This is a genomic window from Rhodococcus sp. LMD (assembly GCF_056108245.1).
This window is the reverse complement of sequence record NZ_CM148557.1, coordinates 4402136-4422301: the sequence shown is the minus strand read 5'-3', so window position 1 is coordinate 4422301 and position 20166 is coordinate 4402136. Positions and strand designations below refer to the sequence as shown.

The 20166-nt window shown below is 70.4% G+C and carries 20 protein-coding genes; 13 read left to right on the top strand and 7 right to left on the bottom strand.

Translation table 11 applies throughout. The features are described from left to right. Positions 1-3 precede the first annotated feature (3 nt). On the bottom strand, positions 4-258 hold the full coding sequence (locus ACWPQI_RS20125; protein ID WP_017679926.1) for a hypothetical protein: 255 nt from the start codon (positions 256-258) through the stop codon (positions 4-6). Positions 259-616: 358 nt separating this feature from the next. Here ACWPQI_RS20125 and ACWPQI_RS20120 point away from each other — a divergent pair, with 358 nt between their 5' ends. The 9 genes from ACWPQI_RS20120 (at position 617) to ACWPQI_RS20080 (ending at position 10707) form a co-directional block, all read left to right on the top strand. Continuing rightward, a complete protein-coding gene (locus tag ACWPQI_RS20120; protein WP_474738468.1) occupies positions 617-1648 on the top strand; it encodes a patatin-like phospholipase family protein in 1032 nt (343 codons plus the stop codon). A gap of 4 nt (positions 1649-1652) precedes the next feature. Continuing rightward, positions 1653-2084 (top strand): PPOX class F420-dependent oxidoreductase, encoded by a 432-nt coding sequence (locus tag ACWPQI_RS20115; RefSeq protein ID WP_048773289.1) that lies wholly within the window; start codon positions 1653-1655, stop codon positions 2082-2084. 21 nt (positions 2085-2105) lie between these two features. Then, the gene (locus tag ACWPQI_RS20110; RefSeq protein WP_017679929.1) at positions 2106-2981 is read left to right on the top strand and encodes an alpha/beta fold hydrolase; all 876 of its coding nucleotides are present in this window, start codon (positions 2106-2108) and stop codon (positions 2979-2981) included. A 147-nt stretch (positions 2982-3128) separates the two neighbouring features. Beyond that, entirely contained in the window at positions 3129-4673 is a 1545-nt protein-coding gene (locus tag ACWPQI_RS20105) for an ABC transporter substrate-binding protein (protein ID WP_474738467.1), read from the top strand. Between the two features lie 50 nt (positions 4674-4723). Further along, positions 4724-6247 carry an ABC transporter substrate-binding protein gene (locus ACWPQI_RS20100; protein WP_102031481.1) on the top strand — a complete coding sequence of 508 codons (1524 nt, stop codon included), beginning with the start codon at positions 4724-4726 and terminating at the stop codon, positions 6245-6247. A gap of 38 nt (positions 6248-6285) precedes the next feature. Continuing rightward, positions 6286-7821: an ABC transporter substrate-binding protein gene (locus ACWPQI_RS20095; RefSeq protein ID WP_040270226.1), complete on the top strand. Its 1536-nt coding sequence runs from the start codon at positions 6286-6288 to the stop codon at positions 7819-7821. Between the two features lie 53 nt (positions 7822-7874). After that, on the top strand, positions 7875-8822 hold the full coding sequence (locus ACWPQI_RS20090) for an ABC transporter permease (protein WP_026137578.1): 948 nt from the start codon (positions 7875-7877) through the stop codon (positions 8820-8822). Further along, complete coding sequence (locus tag ACWPQI_RS20085; RefSeq protein ID WP_017679934.1) at positions 8819-9724, top strand: ABC transporter permease; 906 nt, start codon at positions 8819-8821, stop codon at positions 9722-9724. The genes ACWPQI_RS20090 and ACWPQI_RS20085 overlap by 4 nt, the downstream gene beginning before the upstream one ends. After that, positions 9721-10707 carry an ABC transporter ATP-binding protein gene (locus tag ACWPQI_RS20080; RefSeq protein WP_237210661.1) on the top strand — a complete coding sequence of 329 codons (987 nt, stop codon included), beginning with the start codon at positions 9721-9723 and terminating at the stop codon, positions 10705-10707. The genes ACWPQI_RS20085 and ACWPQI_RS20080 overlap by 4 nt, the downstream gene beginning before the upstream one ends. A 35-nt stretch (positions 10708-10742) precedes the next feature. Here ACWPQI_RS20080 and ACWPQI_RS20075 read toward each other — a convergent pair whose 3' ends face one another. Continuing rightward, complete coding sequence (locus tag ACWPQI_RS20075) at positions 10743-11906, bottom strand: RNA-guided endonuclease InsQ/TnpB family protein (protein WP_474738466.1); 1164 nt, start codon at positions 11904-11906, stop codon at positions 10743-10745. Between the two features lie 115 nt (positions 11907-12021). Between ACWPQI_RS20075 and ACWPQI_RS20070 the strand changes: the two genes are divergently transcribed. Next, positions 12022-13011: an ABC transporter ATP-binding protein gene (locus ACWPQI_RS20070; protein WP_474738465.1), complete on the top strand. Its 990-nt coding sequence runs from the start codon at positions 12022-12024 to the stop codon at positions 13009-13011. A 20-nt stretch (positions 13012-13031) separates the two neighbouring features. On the opposite strand, the gene ACWPQI_RS20065 is transcribed toward ACWPQI_RS20070, so the two are convergent. From ACWPQI_RS20065 to ACWPQI_RS20055, 3 genes are all read right to left on the bottom strand, one after another. Further along, a complete protein-coding gene (locus tag ACWPQI_RS20065) occupies positions 13032-14093 on the bottom strand; it encodes a bifunctional alpha/beta hydrolase/OsmC family protein (RefSeq protein ID WP_010596831.1) in 1062 nt (353 codons plus the stop codon). Between the two features lie 79 nt (positions 14094-14172). Then, positions 14173-15003: an SDR family NAD(P)-dependent oxidoreductase gene (locus ACWPQI_RS20060; protein ID WP_210063009.1), complete on the bottom strand. Its 831-nt coding sequence runs from the start codon at positions 15001-15003 to the stop codon at positions 14173-14175. Between the two features lie 13 nt (positions 15004-15016). After that, on the bottom strand, positions 15017-15496 hold the full coding sequence (locus ACWPQI_RS20055) for a nuclear transport factor 2 family protein (RefSeq protein WP_474738464.1): 480 nt from the start codon (positions 15494-15496) through the stop codon (positions 15017-15019). A gap of 171 nt (positions 15497-15667) precedes the next feature. On the opposite strand from ACWPQI_RS20055, the gene ACWPQI_RS20050 reads away from it, so the two are divergent. The 3 genes from ACWPQI_RS20050 to ACWPQI_RS20040 all read left to right on the top strand — a co-directional run bounded on the left by ACWPQI_RS20050 (position 15668) and on the right by ACWPQI_RS20040 (position 18036). Then, entirely contained in the window at positions 15668-16924 is a 1257-nt protein-coding gene (locus ACWPQI_RS20050; RefSeq protein WP_010593417.1) for a lipase family protein, read from the top strand. A gap of 61 nt (positions 16925-16985) precedes the next feature. Beyond that, a complete protein-coding gene (locus ACWPQI_RS20045; protein ID WP_040270242.1) occupies positions 16986-17468 on the top strand; it encodes a nucleoside deaminase in 483 nt (160 codons plus the stop codon). A 151-nt stretch (positions 17469-17619) separates the two neighbouring features. Then, the gene (locus ACWPQI_RS20040) at positions 17620-18036 is read left to right on the top strand and encodes a hypothetical protein (RefSeq protein WP_010593415.1); all 417 of its coding nucleotides are present in this window, start codon (positions 17620-17622) and stop codon (positions 18034-18036) included. Positions 18037-18204: 168 nt separating this feature from the next. Here ACWPQI_RS20040 and ACWPQI_RS20035 read toward each other — a convergent pair whose 3' ends face one another. Beyond that, positions 18205-19038 carry an alpha/beta fold hydrolase gene (locus tag ACWPQI_RS20035; protein WP_474738463.1) on the bottom strand — a complete coding sequence of 278 codons (834 nt, stop codon included), beginning with the start codon at positions 19036-19038 and terminating at the stop codon, positions 18205-18207. Next, positions 19035-20156 (bottom strand): DODA-type extradiol aromatic ring-opening family dioxygenase, encoded by a 1122-nt coding sequence (locus ACWPQI_RS20030; protein ID WP_010593413.1) that lies wholly within the window; start codon positions 20154-20156, stop codon positions 19035-19037. Before ACWPQI_RS20030 ends, ACWPQI_RS20035 begins: the two co-directional genes overlap by 4 nt. Positions 20157-20166 lie beyond the last annotated feature (10 nt).

Genomic DNA, 20166 nt, shown 5'->3' with positions numbered 1-20166 from the left:
CGGTCAGCCGCCGAGATTCGCGACGGTCGCCTCGAGCGTCGTGGCGTGGAGTTCGAGATCGGTGTCGTTGTAGTCCCGGTCCTTCGGCAACTGCCCGCGCAGCTCGTCGCGGGTGACGATCACCAGCGCGCGGTTCTCGTCGGTCAGGTCGTCCGCGGCGACGACCTGCGGCCGGCCGCCCTGCAGGATCAGCGTCGCACCGTCGAGCGACGACTCGAGCAGCGTGCGCAGCGTGTCCGCGGTGACGTGAGTGTTCACGGGCTTGTCTCCTCCGGTCGTGGTCTTCGCTGCCGGAGGCGTACCCGTCCGGTTGCGATTCAATCGCAACGACCGTCCCTGTGCCCGGTTCCGCGACCCGAGGAACCGCTCGCCACCTGGATCCGGATGATCCGGCGCACGGAGAGCCGGCACGCGCCGTCCCGCATCATCGCCGCCCTCGACAGCATCGTGGGTTGAACGGGACACGCTGCGATTACCGCCGACGCTCCGCGGTGCGCGGCATAGGGTGGGAGCACGGGGAGCCAAGACTCCTTTCCCGGAAGCTGCAGGAGGGGGCGGCCATGGACGGGTGTGAACGGATCGTTCCGAGCGGCGGACGCGGCCTCGGGGGCGGGCGATGACCGCCGACCCGGGCCCCGCCGACCTCGTCCTCGCCGGCGGCGGGGTGAAGGGCATCGGGCTCGCCGGCGCCGTCGTGGCGCTCGCCGACGCCGGCTACCGGCTCAAACGGGTCTCGGGCACCTCGGCGGGCGCGGTGGTCGGCGCCGTCGTCGCGGCCGGATCGAAGGCCGGGTGGACGGGGGAGCAGATGCGCGACGCCGTCTTCGGAATCGAGTACGACAAGTTCCTCGACCCGGGACCGGTCGAGCGGATTCCCCTGTTCGGTCCCGCGTTCGGGGTGCTGCGCGGATCGGGCCTCTATCGTGGCGACTACGCGCACGCCTGGATCCGGGACACGCTGAAGGACCTGGGCGTCAGCACCTTCGGGGATCTGCGGACGGACGACGAGGACCTCCCCGAGGAGCGACGGTACCGGCTGGTGGTCACGGTCACGGACATCACGCGAGGGTTGCTGGTCCGGCTGCCGTGGGACTACCGCTCGGTCTACGGCCTCGATCCGGACGAGCAGTCGGTGGCCGACGCGGTGCGCGCGTCCATGTCGATCCCGTTCTACTTCCGGCCCGCGACGCTCACGGCCACGTCCGGATTGCGGTCGACGCTGGTCGACGGCGGGCTGCTGTCGAACTTCCCCATCGACTCGCTCGACCGGATCGACACCGACCAGCCCCGCTGGCCCACGTTCGGTGTCACCGTGTTGCCGAACCTGCCCGCCGGCAACGACAAGGTCCTGCCCCCGCTGCGGCTGCTGCGCCCGTTCTCGGCGCTCGGTGACTCCCCGGAGCTGATCGAGGGCATCGTCACCACCGTCCTCGTCGGCCGCGACCAGGCGCATCTCAATCAGCCGTGGGTGAGCGCCCGCACGATCCGCGTCGATTCCACCGAGGTCGGCGTCCTGGACTTCGACATCGACAAGTCCGAGATCGAGGCGCAGTTCGCCAAGGGGTACGAGGCGGCGCAGGGCTTCCTGTCCACCTGGAACTGGGTGGAGTACGTCAAACGCTACCGATCCCACGGAAAGCGCTGGTGAGGTCGTGACCGCCGACAGTCTCGAAACGCTGTTCGCCACTTCGACGATCGGTGCCCTCGTCACCCTGAAGAGGGACGGGCGGCCGCAGCTGTCCAACATCGTCTACCACTACGACCCGGGCACACGGACCTTCGCGGTCTCCGTCACCGACGGCCGCGCCAAGACCGCGAACGCGCGCCGCGACCCCCGGGTGAGCCTGTACGTCAGCGCCGCCGGCGGCTGGGCGTACGCGGTCGCCGAGGGCACGGCCGAGCTGTCGCCCGTCGCGGCGGACCCGCACGACGACACCGTCGAGGACCTCGTCGCCCTGTACCGGAAGGTGCAGGGCGAACATCCGGACTGGGACGAGTTCCGGGACGCGATGGTCGCCGACCGCCGGCTCGTGCTGCGGATGCGGGTGGAACGGTTCTACGGGATGGCCGGACCGACCGGCTGATCCGGACGAAAGGGGGAGACGATGCCGCGCGCGTCGACGACAGGGTTCGCAACCACCACCGAGGGGGAACGGTTCCTCCGCGCCTACGATGCCGTGCTGGCGAAATGGCCGGCAGACGTCCGTCCGGTGACGGTCGAATCGGACTTCGGCACAACGCATGTCACTGTCTGCGGCAGCGACGACGCGCCGCCGGTCGTCCTGCTGCCCGGCGGGGGAGCGACGTCGACGGTGTGGTTCGCCAACGCCGCCGCGCTCGCCGGCCGGTACCGGGTGCTGGCCGTGGATCCGATCGGTGACGTGGGTCGGAGCGTCGCGCACGGAAGGCCCGTGCGCGACGTGGACGACCTGCGGTCGTGGCTCGACGGCGTCGCCGCGGCGCTCGGCCTGTCCTCGTTCCACCTGGCCGGCCACTCGTACGGGGCCATGGTCGCGCTCGCCTACGCACTCGAACGCCCCGAGCGGATCCGCAACATGGTGTTGCTCGATCCGAATTCGTGCTTCGCCCGGATGCGCGCCGGATACCTGGCTCGCGCGGTCCCGCTGCTGCTGCGGCCCAGCGGAGACCGCCAGCGACGATTCCTGCGCTGGGAGACCGGCGGCCGGTCACTCGACGAGGACTGGCTCGAGCTCGTCGCCCTCGGTGCCGAGCACTTCCCGGCGGGCAAGCTCGTCGTCCCGAAACGTCCCGCCCGCCGCGCCCTCGCCGGACTCGCCGTGGACACGACGGTCGTCCTCGCGGCCGGCAGCAAGGTCCACGACAGTGCGACGGTGGCGGCCACGGTCGAGGCCGCGAGTCCGCGGCTGCGCCCGGTGCTCGTCGAGGGCGCGACGCACCACACGATGCCCATGGTCCCGGCCGCGGAGGTGAACGCCGCCGTTCTCGGCGCGCTCGGCTGACCACCGGCTGCCGCACGGTCTCGTTCAGTGGGAACGGCGATGTGCGGCACGTCACAAGCCCCTACGTTCGGTCGGCAACAGGGCCGTGCGCATCGGCGTCCGTCCTGAAATCGATTGTGCGCGCGAGCGCTTCGAGGAAGGGGCGAGATGCCGGTCGCAACGGGCAGGTTTTCCATCCGGCGGTGGACGGCCGCCCTCGGAACGTGCGCGGTGCTCGTGACCGCGTGCGGCTCCGAGGTGTCCGAGAATTCGGGCGTCGCCGACCCCGCGATCCCGCTGCGCTACGCGACGGTCTTCGGCGCGTCCTCCTTCGACCCGCACAAGACGAAGATCACCAGTGACGCCACGATGCTCAACCTGGTCTACGACCGGCTCGTGCACCGCGACGTCGACGCGCAACCCGTCCCCGGCCTGGCCGAATCGTGGGAGCTGACGGACGAGTCCCTCACCCTGCACCTGCGCGAGGGGGTGAGCTTCGCCGACGGTTCCCCCGTGGACGCGGCCGCCGTCCAGGCCAACCTGAACCGCGCGCTCGAACCGGACTCGGTGACGGCACCGATGCTCGCCGGGGTCACCGGCATCACGACTCCCGACGAGCGCACCGTCGTGCTCGCCCTGGACCGGCCCGGCGCGCAACTCGTCCTCGCGCTGTCCGACCTGCCGGGAATGATCGTCGACCCCGACGCATTCGGGACACCGGAGAAGGACGCCGCGCTGGCCCTCGCCCCGGCCGGTGCCGGCCGTTACACGGTCACCCGCGCGCAGCCGGGCGCCGAGTACGAGTTCACCGCGCGGCCCGGCTACTGGGATCCCGACGCGGTCCGCACCGACAGCGTGGTGTGGACGGTGATGACCGACCCGCAGGCCCGCCTCGCCGGCGTCACATCCGGAGACCTCCACGCCGCCATCACGACCCCGCTGACCATCGATGCCGCCGAGCAGCAGGGCCTGCGGGTCGAGACGGCGCTGCGGCTCGACCACATGGCCGTCAACCTCAACCGCTCGCGCGGGGAGTTCGGCAAGCTCGAGGTGCGGCAGGCGCTGGCGCACGCGATCGACCGGCAGGCCATCGCCGACACGGCGATGGAAGGTCACGCCGAGGCCGCGACGCAGAACTTCCCGAAGGACTACTTCGCCTACGAGCCCGACCTGGCCGGCGCCTACCCGTACGACCCGGACAGGGCACGGCAGCTCCTGGCGCAGGCAGGACTGCCGAACGGGTTCTCCTTCACCGCCATCCTGCTCAACCTGCCCGAGAACGTGCAGGTCGCGCAGATCGTGCAGCAACAGCTCGCCGAGGTCGGCATCGACATGCAGCTGAAGCCGATGCCGCCGTCCGAAGCCTCCCCGACGTTCAACCGCGGGGACGCCGACGCCCTCGTCACCACCTTCACCGGCCGGTCCGATCCCGCCCTGCTGTTCTCCTCGCTGTACGGGGCGCAGTCGCCGCAGAACCCTTCCCGCAGCACGGCCCCCGGATTCCAGGAGGCTCTGGATGCGGCCAACCACGAGTCCGAACTGCAGGCGCGTGCCGACAAGCTCGGCGACGTGTCGAAACTGGTGAGCGACAACGCGCTCGCGATCCCGCTGGTGTTCTTCGAGCTCGGCTCCACCCTGACCGATCAGGTCGTGGGCTACGAACCCACCCTGCTCGTCGACGAGTGGCGCGGCGTCGGCGTCGCCGCCCCGTGAACCCGTCGACGACCCGAATCACCCCGAGGACTGTCATGTTTCGCAGATCGATGAAGGCCGCCCTGTCCGTGCTCGCCGTCGCCGTCGCGGTGGCCGGGTGCGGCAGCTCCGCGGCGACGGACGCCGCGCAGACCGCCGACCCGAACGCGACGTTGCGCTACGCCACCACCTACGGCGCGTCGTCGTTCGACCCGCACAAGACGAGAATCACCAGCGACTCGATCATGCTCAATTTGGTCTACGACCGGCTGGTGCACCGTGACCGGGACGCGAACCCGATTCCCGGCCTGGCCGAGTCGTGGGAGTTCGCCGACGACGGCTCCACCCTGACGCTGCGCCTGCGGCAGGGCGTGACGTTCTCCGACGGCACCCCGTTCGACGCGGCCGCGGTGGTGGCCAACCTCGAACGCGCGATGCAGCCCGACTCGATCACCGCCGCCATGCTCGCCGGTGTCGCCGCGGTCGAGGCCCCCGACCCGCAGACCGTGGTGCTGCGGCTCGACGGACCAGGTGGGCAGCTCGTGCTGACCCTCTCCGATCTGCCCGGAATGATGGTCGATCCCAACGCGTTCGGCACCCCCGACAAGGACGCCGCCCTGGTGCTGACTCCCGCCGGCACCGGCCGCTACACCGTCGCGCAGGCACAGCCCGGTGCGCAGTACGAGTTCGTCGCCCGGGACGGCTACTGGGATCCGGACGCGGTGCAGGCCCGCGCCTTCGAGTGGATCGTGATGACCGATCCGCAGACCCGGGTGAGCGCGGTGGCCTCCGGTCAGCTCGACGCCGCGATCGCCACGCCGCTGTCCGTCGACCCGGCCGAGCAGCAGGGCCTCGAGTCGCACGTGCAGACCACCCTCAACAACTACGTGCTCAACCTCAACCGGACCCGCAGCGAATTCGGCCGCCTCGAGGTGCGGCAGGCCCTCGCCCACGCCGTCGACCGGGAGGCCGTGGTCGAAACCGCCCTCGAGGGGCACGGCGAGGCGGCCAGCCAGAACTTCCCCACGGGGTACTTCGCGCACAACGCCGCCCTCGACGGCCAGTACGCCTTCGACCCCGAACGCGCGAAGGCCCTGCTCGCGCAGGCCGGCGTGCCGAACGGGTTCTCGTTCGTCGCCGGTGCGTCGAACCTGCCGGAGAACCAGCTCATCGCGCAGATCATGCAGGAACAGCTCGCGCGGGTGGGCATCACGATGGAGATCCGGTCGATGACGCCGACCGACCTCAATCCCGCGTTCAACCGCGGCGAACTCGACGCCATCCTCACCACCCTGACCGGGCGCGCCGAACCGTCGCTGCTGCTGACCTCGTACTACGGGCAGGACTCGCCGCAGAACCCGTCGCACGACGACATCCCCGGCTTCCGGGCGGCGATGGAGGCGGCCAACCGGGCCACCGACCCCGACGAACGTGCCGCCCTGCTCGGGGAGGTCAACGCCGTGGTGATGGACCACGCCGCGATGCTGCCCGTCGCGTTCGCCGAACTCGGCGCGATCACCTCCGGCACCGTCGTCGGCTACGAGCCGAGCCGGGTGCTCGACGAGTGGCGCGGAGTGGGAGTGGCCGCGCCGTAACGCCCGTCTCCATCCCCCGCCGAGAAACGGAGAACATCATGGCTCGTCGCACGAGACTCGCCCTGGGCGCCGCGCTGGCCGTCGCGCTCCTCGCCGGGTGCGGTTCCGCCGGCACCGCGCCGTCCGACGTCGTCGATCCGCAGGCGACGCTGCGGTACGCGACCACCTACGGGGCGTCGTCGTTCGACCCGCACAAGACCCGGGTCGCGCAGGACAACATCATGCTGACCCAGGTGTACGACCGGTTGGTGCACCGCGACCGGGACGCGAATCCGATTCCGGGACTGGCCGAGTCGTGGGAGTTCTCCGACGACGGGCGCACCCTCACCTTCCGTCTGCGGGAGGGCCTGCAGTTCCAGGACGGCACCCCGCTGGACGCACAGGCGGTCCGGGCCAATCTCGAACGCGCCCAGGAGCCGGACTCGATCACCACGACGATGCTCGCTCCGGTCGAGGCGATCGAGACCCCCGATCCCACCACGGTGGTGCTGCGGTTGAACGGGCCCGGCACGCAACTCGTCCTGACGCTGTCCGATCTGCCGGGAATGATGGTCAGCCCGAATGCCTTCGGCACGCCGGACAAGGACGCCGCCCTGGTGCTGCGGCCGGTCGGTGCGGGCCGGTACACCGTGGCCGACGCGCAGCCCGGCGCGTCGTACGACTTCGCGGCCTGGGACGGTTACTGGGATCCGGCATCGGTGACCGCCGAGCGTTTCGAATGGGAAGTCGTCACCGACCCGCAGACCCGCATCAACGCGCTGGCGTCGGGCGAACTCGACATCGCGATGGCCACCCCGCTCTCGATCGACCCCGCTGCCGCCCAGGGGCTGAACTCGCAGGTGCAGACGAGCCTGAACCACTACGTCCTGCACTTCAACCGCACCCGCAGCGAATTCGGCAAGGTGGACGTGCGCCGGGCGCTGAGCACCGCGATCGATCGGCAGGCCCTCGTCGGCTCCGCCCTCGAAGGTCACGGCGAGGCGGCCAGCCAGAACTTCCCGCAGGGCTACTTCGCCTACAACCCGGAGCTGGCCGACCGCTACGCCTACGACGAGCGGGCCGCCCGCGAGACACTCGCGGCGGCCGGACTGCCGGACGGGTTCACCTTCACCGCCGGGGTGATGAACCTGCCCGAGAACGAGCGGATCGCGCAGATCGTCCAGCAGCAACTCGACGCGATCGGCGTCACCATGCAGATCCGGCTGCTCAGCCCCGCCGAGATGTCGCCGGTCTTCAACCGCGGTGAGCTCGACGCCGTGCTGACCACCTTCTCCGGACGGGCCGATCCGTCGCTGCTGCTGACCACGTACTTCGCCCCGGACTCGCCGCAGAACCCGTCGCACGACGTCACCCCCGGTTTCGCCGAGGCCCTGGCCGCCGCGAACGCCGAACCGGACCAGCAGGCCCGCGGACAGCTCCTCGGCGAGGTCTCCGCCACGGTCGTGGACCAGGCACTGATGATCCCCCTGGCCTTCTCCGACCTCGGCGCCACCCTCACCGACCGGGTCGTCGGCTACCAGCCGTACCGCGCACTGGACGAATGGGGCGGGATCGGCCTCACCGCCGCCGAATGACCGCGGCGGCACCGCCCCGAGCGACACCTCGACAGATGTAAAGGACCGGCAGGATGCTTCGATTGATCGGGCAACGGCTGCTCGCGGTGCTACCGCTGCTGCTGATCGCCACCGCCATCACCTTCGGCCTGATCTTCCTGATCCCCGGCGATCCCGCACACCGGATCGCCGGTGAGACCGCGACACCCGAACAGATCGAACTGGTGCGCACCGAACTCGGGCTCGACCAGCCCGTCGTCGTGCAGTACGCCGACTTCCTCGGCGGACTGGTGCGGGGTGATCTGGGCACCAGCTTCACCTACAAGGCGCCCGTGCTCGAGATGATCGTCGACCGGCTGCCGGTCACCGTGTCCCTGACCCTGGTGGCGGTGCTCGTCGCGCTGGCCGTCGGCATCCCGGCCGGCATCGTCGGCGGCAGCCGGCCGGGCAGCTGGCAGGACCGCGCCACCAGCGTCGGCTCCACCCTGGGCGTCGCGACCCCGAACTTCGTCCTCGGCCTCATCCTGGTCCTCGTCTTCGCGCTGCAACTGAGGGTGCTGCCCGCCACCGGCTACACCCCGCTCGCCAAGGGCGTGTGGCCGTGGCTCAGTCACCTGTTGCTGCCGGCGATCGCGCTGGGCCTCGCCGCCGCCGCCGAGATCGCCCGCCAGTTGCGCAGTTCCATGATCGAGGTGATGCAGCAGGACTTCGTGCGCACCGCCACCGCCAAGGGACTCGGGCGGCGCTCGGTCCTGTGGAAGCACGCCCTGAAGAACGCGTTCATCCCCACCGCGACCGTGCTCGGCATGCAGATCGCGTTCCTGCTCGGCGGCACGGCCGTCATCGAGTCGGTGTTCGGGCTCAAGGGACTCGGCGACTTCGCCGTGCAGGCGGTGCTGTCCGGCGACCTGCCCGCCATCCAGGGCGTCGTCATCTTCGGTGTCTTCGCCACCGTCGTGATGAGCCTGCTCGTCGACATCTCGTACGGGTACCTCAACCCTCGGACCAGGAGCGCGGCATGAGCGACACCCTCACCCCCTCGCAGCCCGTCGTGGAGGCGGCGCCGGCCGCCGTCGAATCGCCGCGCCGCAGGTTCCTGCGCCGGTTCCGGGGCCGGCGGGCCGCCGTCGCCGCGGCGGTGTTCCTGGCCCTGATCACCGTGCTCGGGCTCGCCGCCCCGTTGATCGCCCCGCACGACCCGCTGGTGCAGGAACTCACGGCCCGCCGGCTGCCGCCGCTGTCCGACGGCTACCTGCTCGGCACCGACAACCTCGGCCGGGACACCCTGTCGCGGTTGCTGTACGGCGCCCGCGTCGCGGTCACCGCCGCGGCGATCTCGGTGACCGTCGGCCTGCTCATCGGCGTGATCCCCGCCCTCGTGGCCGGGTTCCTCGGCGGCCGCTGGGACGCGCTGCTCTCCCGCATCGCCGACGCGTTCCTCAGCTTCCCGCCGTTGCTGCTGGCGATGGCGATCGTCGGCGTCATGGGACCCGACCTCACCAACGCCATGTTCGCGATCGGAATCGTGTTCGGCCCGAGGTTCTTCCGCGTCGTGCGCGGCGCGGTGATCGCGGTGCGGGAGAACACCTTCATCGAGGCGTCCCGCAGCATCGGCACCCCCACCGCGCGGATCGTGCGCCAGCACATCCTCCCGCACACCCTCTCCCCGCTCATCGTGCAGATCAGCCTCGCGTGCGGCTTCGCGATGCTCGCCGAATCCTCGCTCAGCTTCCTCGGACTCGGCGTGCAACCACCGGACCCGAGCTGGGGGCGGATGCTGGCCGAGGGCCGCGAGGCGTGGAACTACACCGCCTGGCCCGTGCTGATCCCCGCCGTCGCGATCATCCTCGCCGTGCTCGCCTGCAACACCCTCGGCGACGGGATCCGCGATTCGGTGGGCCGCGAGAATCGGAGCGAGAAGTGACCGAACCCCTGTTGAGCGTCGACGGTCTCGGCGTCGAGTTCGCCACCGCGTCCGGCTGGACGCCGGTGCTGCAGGACGTCTCCTTCGACGTCGCGGCCGGGCAACTCGTCGGCCTCGTCGGCGAATCCGGCTCCGGCAAGTCCGTCACCTGCTCGTCGGTGCTGCGGCTGCTGCCACCCCGGCAGTCCCGCACCGTCGCCGGTCGCATCCGCTTCCAGGGCCGCGACCTGCTGAACATGCCGTCGCGCGAACTGGAAGCGGTGCGCGGCAACGACATCGCCATGATCTTCCAGGAGCCGATGACGAGCCTGAACCCGGTGTTCACGGTCGGCGACCAGATCGCCGAAGTGGTACGGCGGCACCGCCGCGTCAACCGGAAGGCGGCGACGGCCCGCGCGGTCGAGGTGCTCGACCTCGTCGGCATCCCCGACGCCGCCCGCCGGATCCGGCAGTACCCGCACGAGTTCTCCGGCGGCATGCGGCAGCGGGTGATGATCGCGATGGCGCTGGCGTGCGAACCGAAGCTGCTCATCGCCGACGAACCCACCACCGCGCTCGACGTCACCATCCAGGCGCAGGTGCTCGACCTGATCCGCGAGATGGCCGGCCGGTTCGGGATGGGCGTGCTGTTCGTGACCCACGACCTCGGGGTGGTCGCCGACCTGTGCACCGAGGTCGTCGTGATGTACGCGGGGCAGGTCGTCGAACGAGCACGGACCGAGCCGCTGTACGCGACGCCCCGCCACCCGTACACCGCAGGCCTGCTGCGTTCGGTGCCCGACGTGGGCGGGCGCAGCGAACTGCACACCATCGCCGGCTCACCGCCGCCGCCCGGCTCGATCCCCGTCGGCTGCCGCTTCGCGCCGCGCTGCCCCCACCGGGCCGACGAGTGCGCCGCCGACGTGCCGCTGCTCGCCGTGGGCGACGACCGGACGGCGCGCTGCGCCCGGGTGACCGATCTGATCCTGGAGGGGACCGCTTAACGTCTCTCCTTCCCTGAAGGCAGGAGATTCCCGACTCAGACCGCAACCGCACCACCACCCGGAGGGAGGTGATCCGCTTGACTCACGTCGTCGACACCGGTGTGGCCACGCTCCGCCACAGCCAGAATCACTCTGGCAGCGTTCCGGTCCCGGCACGCGGTATGCCCGCACGCCCAGCACCGGAAGATACGTTCCCCGAGTCCGAGGCGTTGCTTGGCTCTCGCGAAACACCTCGAACACGTCATGGTCGTGTACGCGGGCCGCACCAGCACCACCTTCCGGCCGGCCCGCCTGCCCCGCTCGAGCAACTCCCGTTTCACCGTCGCGACCGCGGCATCGGCGGCCGTGCGCGCCATCGTCGACCTCGACAGGAATTTGGGTCGGAAATCCTCCACCGCGACCAGACGATGCGCCTCGACCACGGCCCGGGCCCAGATCCGGCCGTCGTGCCGGCTGCGCCGGGCCGCTTTCTTCTGCACCTTCGCGGCCCGGGTGCGGGCCCGCCGATAGCCCCTCGAGGGCGGGTGCCCCGTGCCTCGGCGGCGCCGCGCCATCGTCCGCTGCGCTCTCGCCACCTGCGCCGCACACCGTCTCCGGTGCCCGTGCTGCGGCAGATCGAACCGCTCCTCGGTGGCCGTCGCGGTGCGGGCCACGCCCCAGTCGATCCCGACCGCGCTGTTCGGGTCGGCGGCCGGGATCGGCTCCACCTCGCGGGTCACCACGAACGAGGCGTACCAGTGCCCCAGGCAATCGCGGGTGATGCGCACACTCGACGGCGCCGCCGGCAGTGCCCGCGACCACACCACCGGCACACTCACGCCTTTGGGCAGCACCAACCGGCCGTCGCGGATCCGGAACCCGCGGCGGGTGTACTCGAGCGAGGGCCGGGTCTTCCTCCGCGCCTTGAACCGCGGCCGGCCCCGGCCCTCGACCGTGAACGACGCGTCCAACGCCTGCGCGTAGGTACGCAGCATCTGCTGCTGGGCGACCTGGGAGCCGTCCCGCAACCACGACGAGCGGGCCCGCGCCTCGGTCAACTGCTTGGCCAGCTTCCCGAACGTCGGCCTGCCACCGGCCTTGTGTTGGTGCACCGCCTCGTTCCACAGGAACCGGCAGCGATGCCACTCCTGCATCAGGGCATGTTCGGCGATGGTGCCCGGCCGCAACCGGTAGTTGTAGCGCACCACCTCGACCCCCATGCCGGCACGCTAACCGACCCCACCGACAGGTTCGCCCGACCCCACCACTCCCCCCGAAAGGAGGACGGCGCTTCCTCTCCCTCGTGAACGAGGCAGTATCCGCGCCGAACATCAGATGACCATCGTCGAGAAGGACAGGAACGCACCGCTGCTGAGCGTGCGGGGTCTGCGGGTCGAGTTCCCGGTGCGGGGGCGCGCGTTCGCGAAGAAGCGCACGATCCGCGCGGTGGACGAGGTGGGGTTCGACATCCGGGCCGGCGAAACCTTCGCCCTGGTCGGAGAATCCGGCTCCGGGAAGTCCACCACCGCGCGCGGCATCCTGCGGCTGGTGGACGTCGCCGCCGGGTCGGTGGTACTCGACGGTGTCGACGTCACCGCCCTGGGAAAGTCGGAGCTGCGCACCGCGCGCCGCGACATGCAGATGGTGTTCCAGGACCCGTACTCGTCGCTGGATCCGTCGCGCACGGTCGGCGACGCCGTCGCCGAACCGCTCGAGGTGCACACCGACCTCGACGCCGCTGCCCGCCGCCGCAAGGTCGAGCAGCTGCTCGAACAGGTGGGGCTGCGGCCCGAACACGCCGAGCGCTACCCGTACGAGTTCTCGGGCGGGCAGCGCCAGCGCATCGCCATCGCCCGGGCCATCGCGGTGGAGCCGAAACTGGTCGTCGCCGACGAGGCGGTGAGCGCCCTCGACGTCTCCACCCAGAACCAGGTGATCGCGCTGCTCGAGGAGCTCTCCGCCGAGCTGGGCATCGCGTACCTGTTCATCGCGCACGACCTCGCGGTGGTCCGGCACATCGCCCACACCACGGCGGTGATGTACCTGGGCCGGATCGTCGAGTGGGGTCCGTCGGAGCGGCTGTTCACCGAGCCGGCGCACCCGTACACGCAGGCGCTGCTGTCGGCGGTGCCCGTGCCGGATCCGGCACGGCAGCGCCGCCGCGAACGGATCCGGCTCACGGGCGAGCTGCCCGACCCGGCGAACCCGCCCGCCGGGTGCGCATTCAGTACCCGCTGCCCGAAGGTGCTGCCGGTGTGCCGGGAACGCCGCCCCGAGATCACCGAGGTGCCCGGGGGCGGGCAGGTGGCCTGCCACCTGGCGTGACACCCGCTGACGGACGGCGCTCAGGGCGGCGGCACGTCGTCGGTCCGATCACCGGCTGCCAGGGCGGTGTCCACCACGATCTCCGAGTGCAGGGTCCGGTGCACCGGACAGCGGTCGGCGATCTCGAGCAGGCGCTGCCGCTGTTGCTCGTCGAGATCACCGGCGAGCCGGATCACGCGTTCGACCCTGTCGAGCCGCCCCGTCCGGGTCTCGCAGTCCTCGCAGTCGGCGGCGTGGATGCGGCTGTGATGCAAGGAAACCGACACGTTCTCGAGCGGCCACTGCTTGCGGTCGGCGTACATGCGCAGCGTCATCGACGTGCAGGCGCCGAGGGAGGCGAGCAGCAGGTCGTACGGTGACGGCCCGGTGTCGTCGCCTGCGGGAGGGGGTTCGTCGGCGGTCACCAGGTGCCGGCCCATGGTGATGCGCTGCCCGAACCGGGTGGCTCCGTTCCACGAGACGTCGACGACGCCCTCGGCCGGGGACGGCTGCGGCGCGGTGTGCTCGTCGAGGTATCTGCCCACCCAGACCGCCAGCGTCGAGGCGACGAACCGGGCGTCGGACTGCCGGGTGAGCAGGTGGTCGGCGCCGTCGACGGACAGGAAGGACTTGGGGTGACGGGCCGCCTCGAAGATCTGCCGGGCGTTGTCGATGTCGACGGTGTCGTCGTCGGGGGAGTGCATCACCAGCAGCGCGGCACCGAGCTTGTCGATCTGCTCGGTCGCCGCAGGGGCGCCGATCGTGACCACGGCTCGCGCCTCGGGCACGTGCTCGGTCGCCGCGAGGACGGCCGCGCCCCCGAAGGAGTGGCCGATCAGGACGCTGGGAGCGGCGTAGTGGTCGCGTAGGTGATTCGCGGCGTGCACGAGAGCGGCGACCTCGGACTCCGAGGCGGTGCCCTGGCAGCCGACGCGCAGGACGCCGAGGCCGTGCTCGGTGAGGGTCTCCGAGATCCGCGACGCTGCCGTGCCGGAGCGGTGGGCGAACAGTGCGAACGCGCGCGGCGGGCCTCCCGGCAGATCCAGCACCGCCGTCGATTCCGTGCCGCCGGAGCCGGCGACGGGGATCTTCTCGCTGTGCATGGTGCCCGCCCTCTCGCCCTTTCCCGGAGGCTATCTCGTTCCCGGGAGGGACCACAGAGGATTCGGCGCCCTCCGCGGATCAGTACAGCGGGCCGCCGCCGAACGCCCCCCGGTGCGAATCCGGTTGATTGCCTTCGACGTCGACGACCCCGTAGTCGAGGGCGGTCTCGGCGGTGATCAGGGTGTGCCCGCTGCGCTTGTTCACCTTCGGGTCGTTCGCGAGCGCGACGATCACCCGTCCGACGAATTCGGGGGTCTCGGCGTTGGCGAGGGAGAAGCCCTCGAAGTTGTCGATGCCGCGGGCGAGCATGGCCTCGTTCTTGACCAGCCCCGGCCACACCGACAGGGCGGTCACACCGGTCCCGCGCAGGTCCACGGCCATGTCGGCGGCCATCTTGTCCAGCCCCGCCTTCGAGATGCCGTACAGCACCGAGTGCAGGTAGCCGCGCGTGCCGAACGAGGAGATGTTGACGATCGTTCCGCTGCCGCGCGGCACCATGAGCTTCGCCGCCTCGACGGACGCGACGTAGTGCGCACGCAGCCCGAGGCCGACGAGCGAGTCCCAGTCCGAGAGTGGGCGCTGCCAGAACGGCTCGGAGAAACCCGCGAAACCGGGCGGCCCGGCCCACACGTTGTTCACCAGCAGGTCCAGCCGGCCGCCCTGCTCGTCGGCGATGCGCCGGAACAGCGCCTGGATCTGCTCGTCGTCGGTGTGGTCGCACTGCACGGCGATGCCGGTCCCGCCGCGGGCGGTGACCTCGGCGGCGGTGCGGTCCAGTGGGCCGTCGGTGCCGACCGGGCCGCGGGCGGTGACGTAGACGGTCCAGCCGTCGGAGCCGAGTGTGCACGCAACGCCCTTGCCGACGCTGCGGCTCGCGCCGGTGACGAGGGCTACCTTGCGTTCGGTCATGTCTTCGGGCATGTCACTGCGCCACTTTCACGTCGTCGGTCAGTGGGCGTTCGATGGACCAGTGCACCCGCACGTGGCACCGGGCGATCTTCCATTGTCCGTCCTCGACGACGTAGTCGTCGTCGTAGTCGAGTGCGCTGACCCGCTCGGTGCGGGCCCGCAGATCGACCTGCCGGAACCGCAGCGTCCACGCCCCGGTGGCGGTGCCGTCGCCGGTGATCTCGAGGCTCGGGTGCATGCCGTGGTGCATGTCGAGGATGACGTACCGGTCGTCGACGCGTTCGAGGGCGCGACGGGCGTAGACGGCGACGAGACCGTCGGCGTCGTCGAAGCTGCCCAGTGCGGGGCCGTAGTAGATGTCGGCGCCTTCGGCGACGAAGCAGTCGCGCATGCCCTCCGGGTCCTTGGCGTCGCACGCGCGGAAGTACCGGTGCTTGAGCATCCGGATCTCCTCGAGCGCCTCGAGCCGGGCCAGTCGCTCTTCGACGGTCATGGTCGCGTCCCTTCCGTCCTGCGGATACAGCGGAGACCCGGACCCTAGCCGCGGCGGGAGAATGCCGGCGGCGCTCGTCCCGCTCATCGGGCCGCAGCACCGGAACGATCGTAGAACTCGTTTCAGAAACCTCGTCGCGGCGCCTTCCTTCGGAGTACATATGTGTGCAGAATGCTCGGCATGCCGACGCCCACCGCCCGCCTGTTCACCGCCGCCCTGACGATGCTGCTGGCGCCACTCGTCGCAGGGTCCGTCGCGGCCGCCGCTCCCACGGGGTCCGCATCGGGCCACGACGCGTTCTACCTCCCACCCGATCCGCTGCCCGGCGGCGCGTCCGGCGACGTCCTGCGCGCCGAGCCCGTCGTCGCCCCGGCGCTCGACGCCCTCGCCACCCGGGTGATGTACCGCAGCGAGAACGCCACGGGCGGCCCGATCGCGGTCACCGGCACGGTATTCGTGCCGTCGCGGCCCTGGGCCGGCGACGGTCCGCGCCCGACGGTCGTCCTCGGTCCGGGCACGCAGGGCATGGGCGACCAGTGCGCGCCGTCGAAGTTGACGAACCACCTCCAGGAGTACGAATACCTGCACATCGTGCCGCTGCTCGCGCGGGGCTACGCCGTCGCGATGACCGACTACGAGGGCCTCGGCACGCCCGGTGGGCATCCCTACCTGAACCGCGTCTCGCAGGGGCACGCCATGCTCGACATGGCTCGTGCGGCGCTGCGACTGACCGACCGCGGTATCGACGAGGGCACCCGCATCGGCTTCTGGGGCTACTCGCAGGGCGGCATGTCGTCGGCGGCGGCCGCGGAGCTGGCCGACACCTACGCCCCCGAACTGCCCGTCGTCGCCGCGGTCGCGGGTTCCCCGCCCGCCTCGCTCGCCGACCTCGCCGTCGCCGGCGACGGATCGCTGCTCTCCGGCGGGATCGGCTGGGTGGTCAACGGCTTCGCCGCGGCCTATCCGCAGGTCCGCGAGGAACTGTTCGGGGCGTTCAATCCCGCCGGACGCGACATTCTCGCGCGTGCCGAGACCTACTGCGTCTACGACGCGCCCCGCATGAATCCGTTCTTCCCCACGGCCTGGTACACGGTCGACGGCCGTCCCATCGCCGACCACCTGGCCGCCGAACCGTGGGCGTCGCTGGTGCGTGAGCAGGAGCTCGGCAACATCGCCCCCACGATCCCGACGTTCGTCGCGCAGAACGCGACGGACGACTTCGTTCAGGTGAGCGGCGTCGACGCGATGGTCGGGAAGTGGTGTGCGGGAGGAACATCCGTCACCTATCGCCGCTACGCCGTTCCGCCGGTGCTGCGCGGGACCGGCGCGGGTCACGGGATCGGCCTGCTGCCGGCCGCCGTGGAAGGCCTGGACTGGATGGACCGGCGGTTCGCGGGAGCGCCCGACGAGGGCACCTGCGCGGGCTGAGGACGGTCCACCGGCCGCGGTGGCATGATGCGGTCGACGGCCGCGACACCGGGAGGACCACGTGATCGACGAATCGGAGATGACGCACCTGCGGCGGTGTGTGGAACTGGCGCGGGAGGCGCTGGACGCCGGCGACGAACCGTTCGGCTCGGTGCTGGTGGCGGCCGACGGCACGCGCCTCGCCGAGGACCGCAACCGCGTCGCGGGCGGGGACCGGACCAGGCATCCCGAGTTCGAACTGGCCCGCTGGGCCGCCGCACACATGAGCGAGGCCGCGCGTGCCGGCGCGACGATGTACACCTCCGGGGAGCACTGCCCGATGTGCGCGGCCGCGCACGGCTGGGTCGGGCTCGGCCGCGTCGTGTATGTGGCCTCGTCGGCGCAACTCGCCGGCTGGCTGGAGGAGATGGGCGTGCCGCCGGCGCCCGTCCGGTCACTGCCGATCCGGGAGGTCGCGCCCGCGGTGACCGTCGAGGGCCCGGTGCCGGAACTCGTCGACGAGGTGCGTGCCCTGCATCGTCGGTGCCACGGGCACGCGGCGTGACTGTTCCGTGACACGCCCGGTCACGGCCGGGTGACAGTCGGCCGATGTTGATCACGGGTTGTGTTCGACTGCGGCGCTTTGCAGTTCCTGTACCCGTTCCTGGGTCGACCATTGAACCGGTCGGGCTGGTCGACGGTCGAAAGGAACGCCCATGAAGGGCTCGAAGCTCGGACGCGCGGCGGTCGCCCTCGCGGCGCCGCTCGCATTGATGACGGGCCTCGCGCCCACGGCATCAGCAGTGGATCCCTACCCGTACGGCAGCTGGAGCGTGAGCGTGCGGGAGAACACGATCACGGTCAAGTTCATCTACTACCGGGCTCCCGAGGCGGACTACCCGCACTACTGCAACGCGGTGATCGACGGAATCCCCGACGTGCGAGTGGCCGAGATCTACTACGCCGACTACGAAACCGTGAAGTTCGAGAACGTGCCCGACGGCGACTACACGGTCGACGCGGACTGTCAGGACGACGACCACGTGTACCGGAGCGTCGGGTCGATCGACGTCTCGATCCCCGGCCCGGCGCAGACCCGGTTCGTCGGCAGCCACCACTTCTCCTTCGGCTGAGTCCTGACCGCTCACCGGAGCGGGAGGTGTCATAGACAACGGCGGCCCGACTCCACGCGAGTCGGGCCGCGGTTCCCGCTGTCCGGCGTCCCGAAGTCCCTCGCGTGGTCGCTGCCAACGGACGCAGCCGACAACGAACTCTGTGCTCCGCACAGTGGGTGACGGCGCTCAGCCCCGCAGGAAGTCCGCGACGAGTTCGTTGAATTCCGCGGCCCGCTCGATCTGCGTCCAGTGCCCGCAACGAGCGAAGACGTGCAGGTCCGCGTCCTGCAGCAGGTGCAGCATGGTCCACGAGACCTCCGGCGGCACGACCTTGTCCTCCCTTCCGTGAATCAGGAGCGAGGGCGTGCGGATCGACCGCACTTGCTCCTCGGTGATACCGAGTTCGTTGCCTTTGTGCCGGGGGTCGAGGAACATCGCGCGATAGGCGTCGAAGGTTTCCAGGCTCGCCTCGTAGCGAATGCGGACCAGCTCGTCGGTGATGATGGACGGGTTCACCGCAAAGTAGTCGAGCAGCAGCGCCCGCATGTTCTCCAGGGAGGGTTCGTAGGCGCGCAGAGCCTTCAGCCCGTCGGTCACGGTCATCCCGACGCCGGGCGAACCCATGAGGACCATTCGGGAGATCCGTTCCGGATGGCGTTCGGCGAGGTCGAGCGCCATCCGTCCGCCCAGGGAGTTGCCTACGAGCGACACCCGATCGAGTTCCAGCACGTCGAGCAGGCCGAGGATGTGGTCGCTCCAAGTGCGAAGTGAGTAGACGATGTCCCCGGGACGCGAGGTGGCCCCGTATCCCACGGTGTCCGGTGCGATCACTCGGAAGTGCTCGGCCAGCCCGGGAATCGTGTGCTGCCAGTTCGCCCAGCCCGACACCCCGGGGCCGGATCCATGAAGCAGCACAACGGGATCGCTGCTGCCGGCCTCGAGGTAGAACGTATCGATGGGCTCGGCGGTAACACCGGGCACGGCGACTCGGCGGCCCTGGGCGAGGTCGGTGGTGGTCATCGTGGTTCCTGTCCCGCCCGGCCACCGGCACCGCCGGCGTAGGCATCGTCGGGCTTGCCGGAGAACACGGCGAAGCACTTGTTGGAGTTGAATACGTCGGTGGTGACGAGGGTGGACCATGTAAGGGGCAGCCCGAGTTCGTGCATTGCGCCGAGCAGGCAGTACCAGTTGAGCATCTCGTGCTGGCCGGACTCGACGATCTCGGCGCCGCTCACTGCACGCCAGGTGTCGACGTCCCCGTGCACGAAGGCGTCGTAGAGCCGCTCGTCGACCGGGGTGTCCGGGCGGAGATGCCAGAGCTTGTCGGTGAGGAAGGCATGCGACCAGCTCGACGAGGCCACCAGGGCGACCCGCTTGTCGGTCGCGGCGAACGCGCGCGCCACGGCGGCGCCGAGGTCGAAGCAACGGTTCGGGGTCGGGCCGACCGGGTCGAGCTGTTCGTCGGCGATGTCGGCGAATCGAGCGAGGCCGCCCTTGCGGGCAATCGCGTGCTGGCCATAGCAATTGACGGTGATCGGCACGATCGGATAGGGGAGTTTCGATCCCGCGTTCTCGTAGTCGAGAAAGATCTGTGTGTTGAGGATGGCGTGCGGGAAGTGAGCCTCGGCGCGCTTGCGGTACGAGTAGGCCATGTCGAAGCCGTCCTCGATCAAGGCATTTGCCAGATTCCTCGCGGCGTGCGGGTCGCCGTGCAGGGTGATGGTGAAGTCGTCGGGTAGCCCCCAGGCATTGGGGCTGCCACGCTCGTTCATCACCTCGAACGCCGGGACCTCGAGGTCGTCGTAGGCCAGCACGCAGAACGGCGGCACCACCTCTTCGCGGAAGTTCTCGTACTGGTCGTCACCCCATACCACCACGAGATCCGGTTCGAACTCGTCGAGTGCGGCCCTGCACCGGGCGAGGTGCTCGACCAGCTCGGCGCGATGCGCGGCTGCGGCGGCTGTGCCGCCGTCGGCGTCCCATTCGCGGCGCATCCGGGCCGGCCAGTTCGCCGGATCCTTCAGGTCTTCCGGGATGTCCGGGTCGGTCAGGGTCCACCGCAGTAGCCCAGCCATGTGCTCGTCGGTGCCGGCGAGCAGGGGATAGTGAGTGATCCCCAACCCGAGGAATTCTGCCATGACTCCTCCT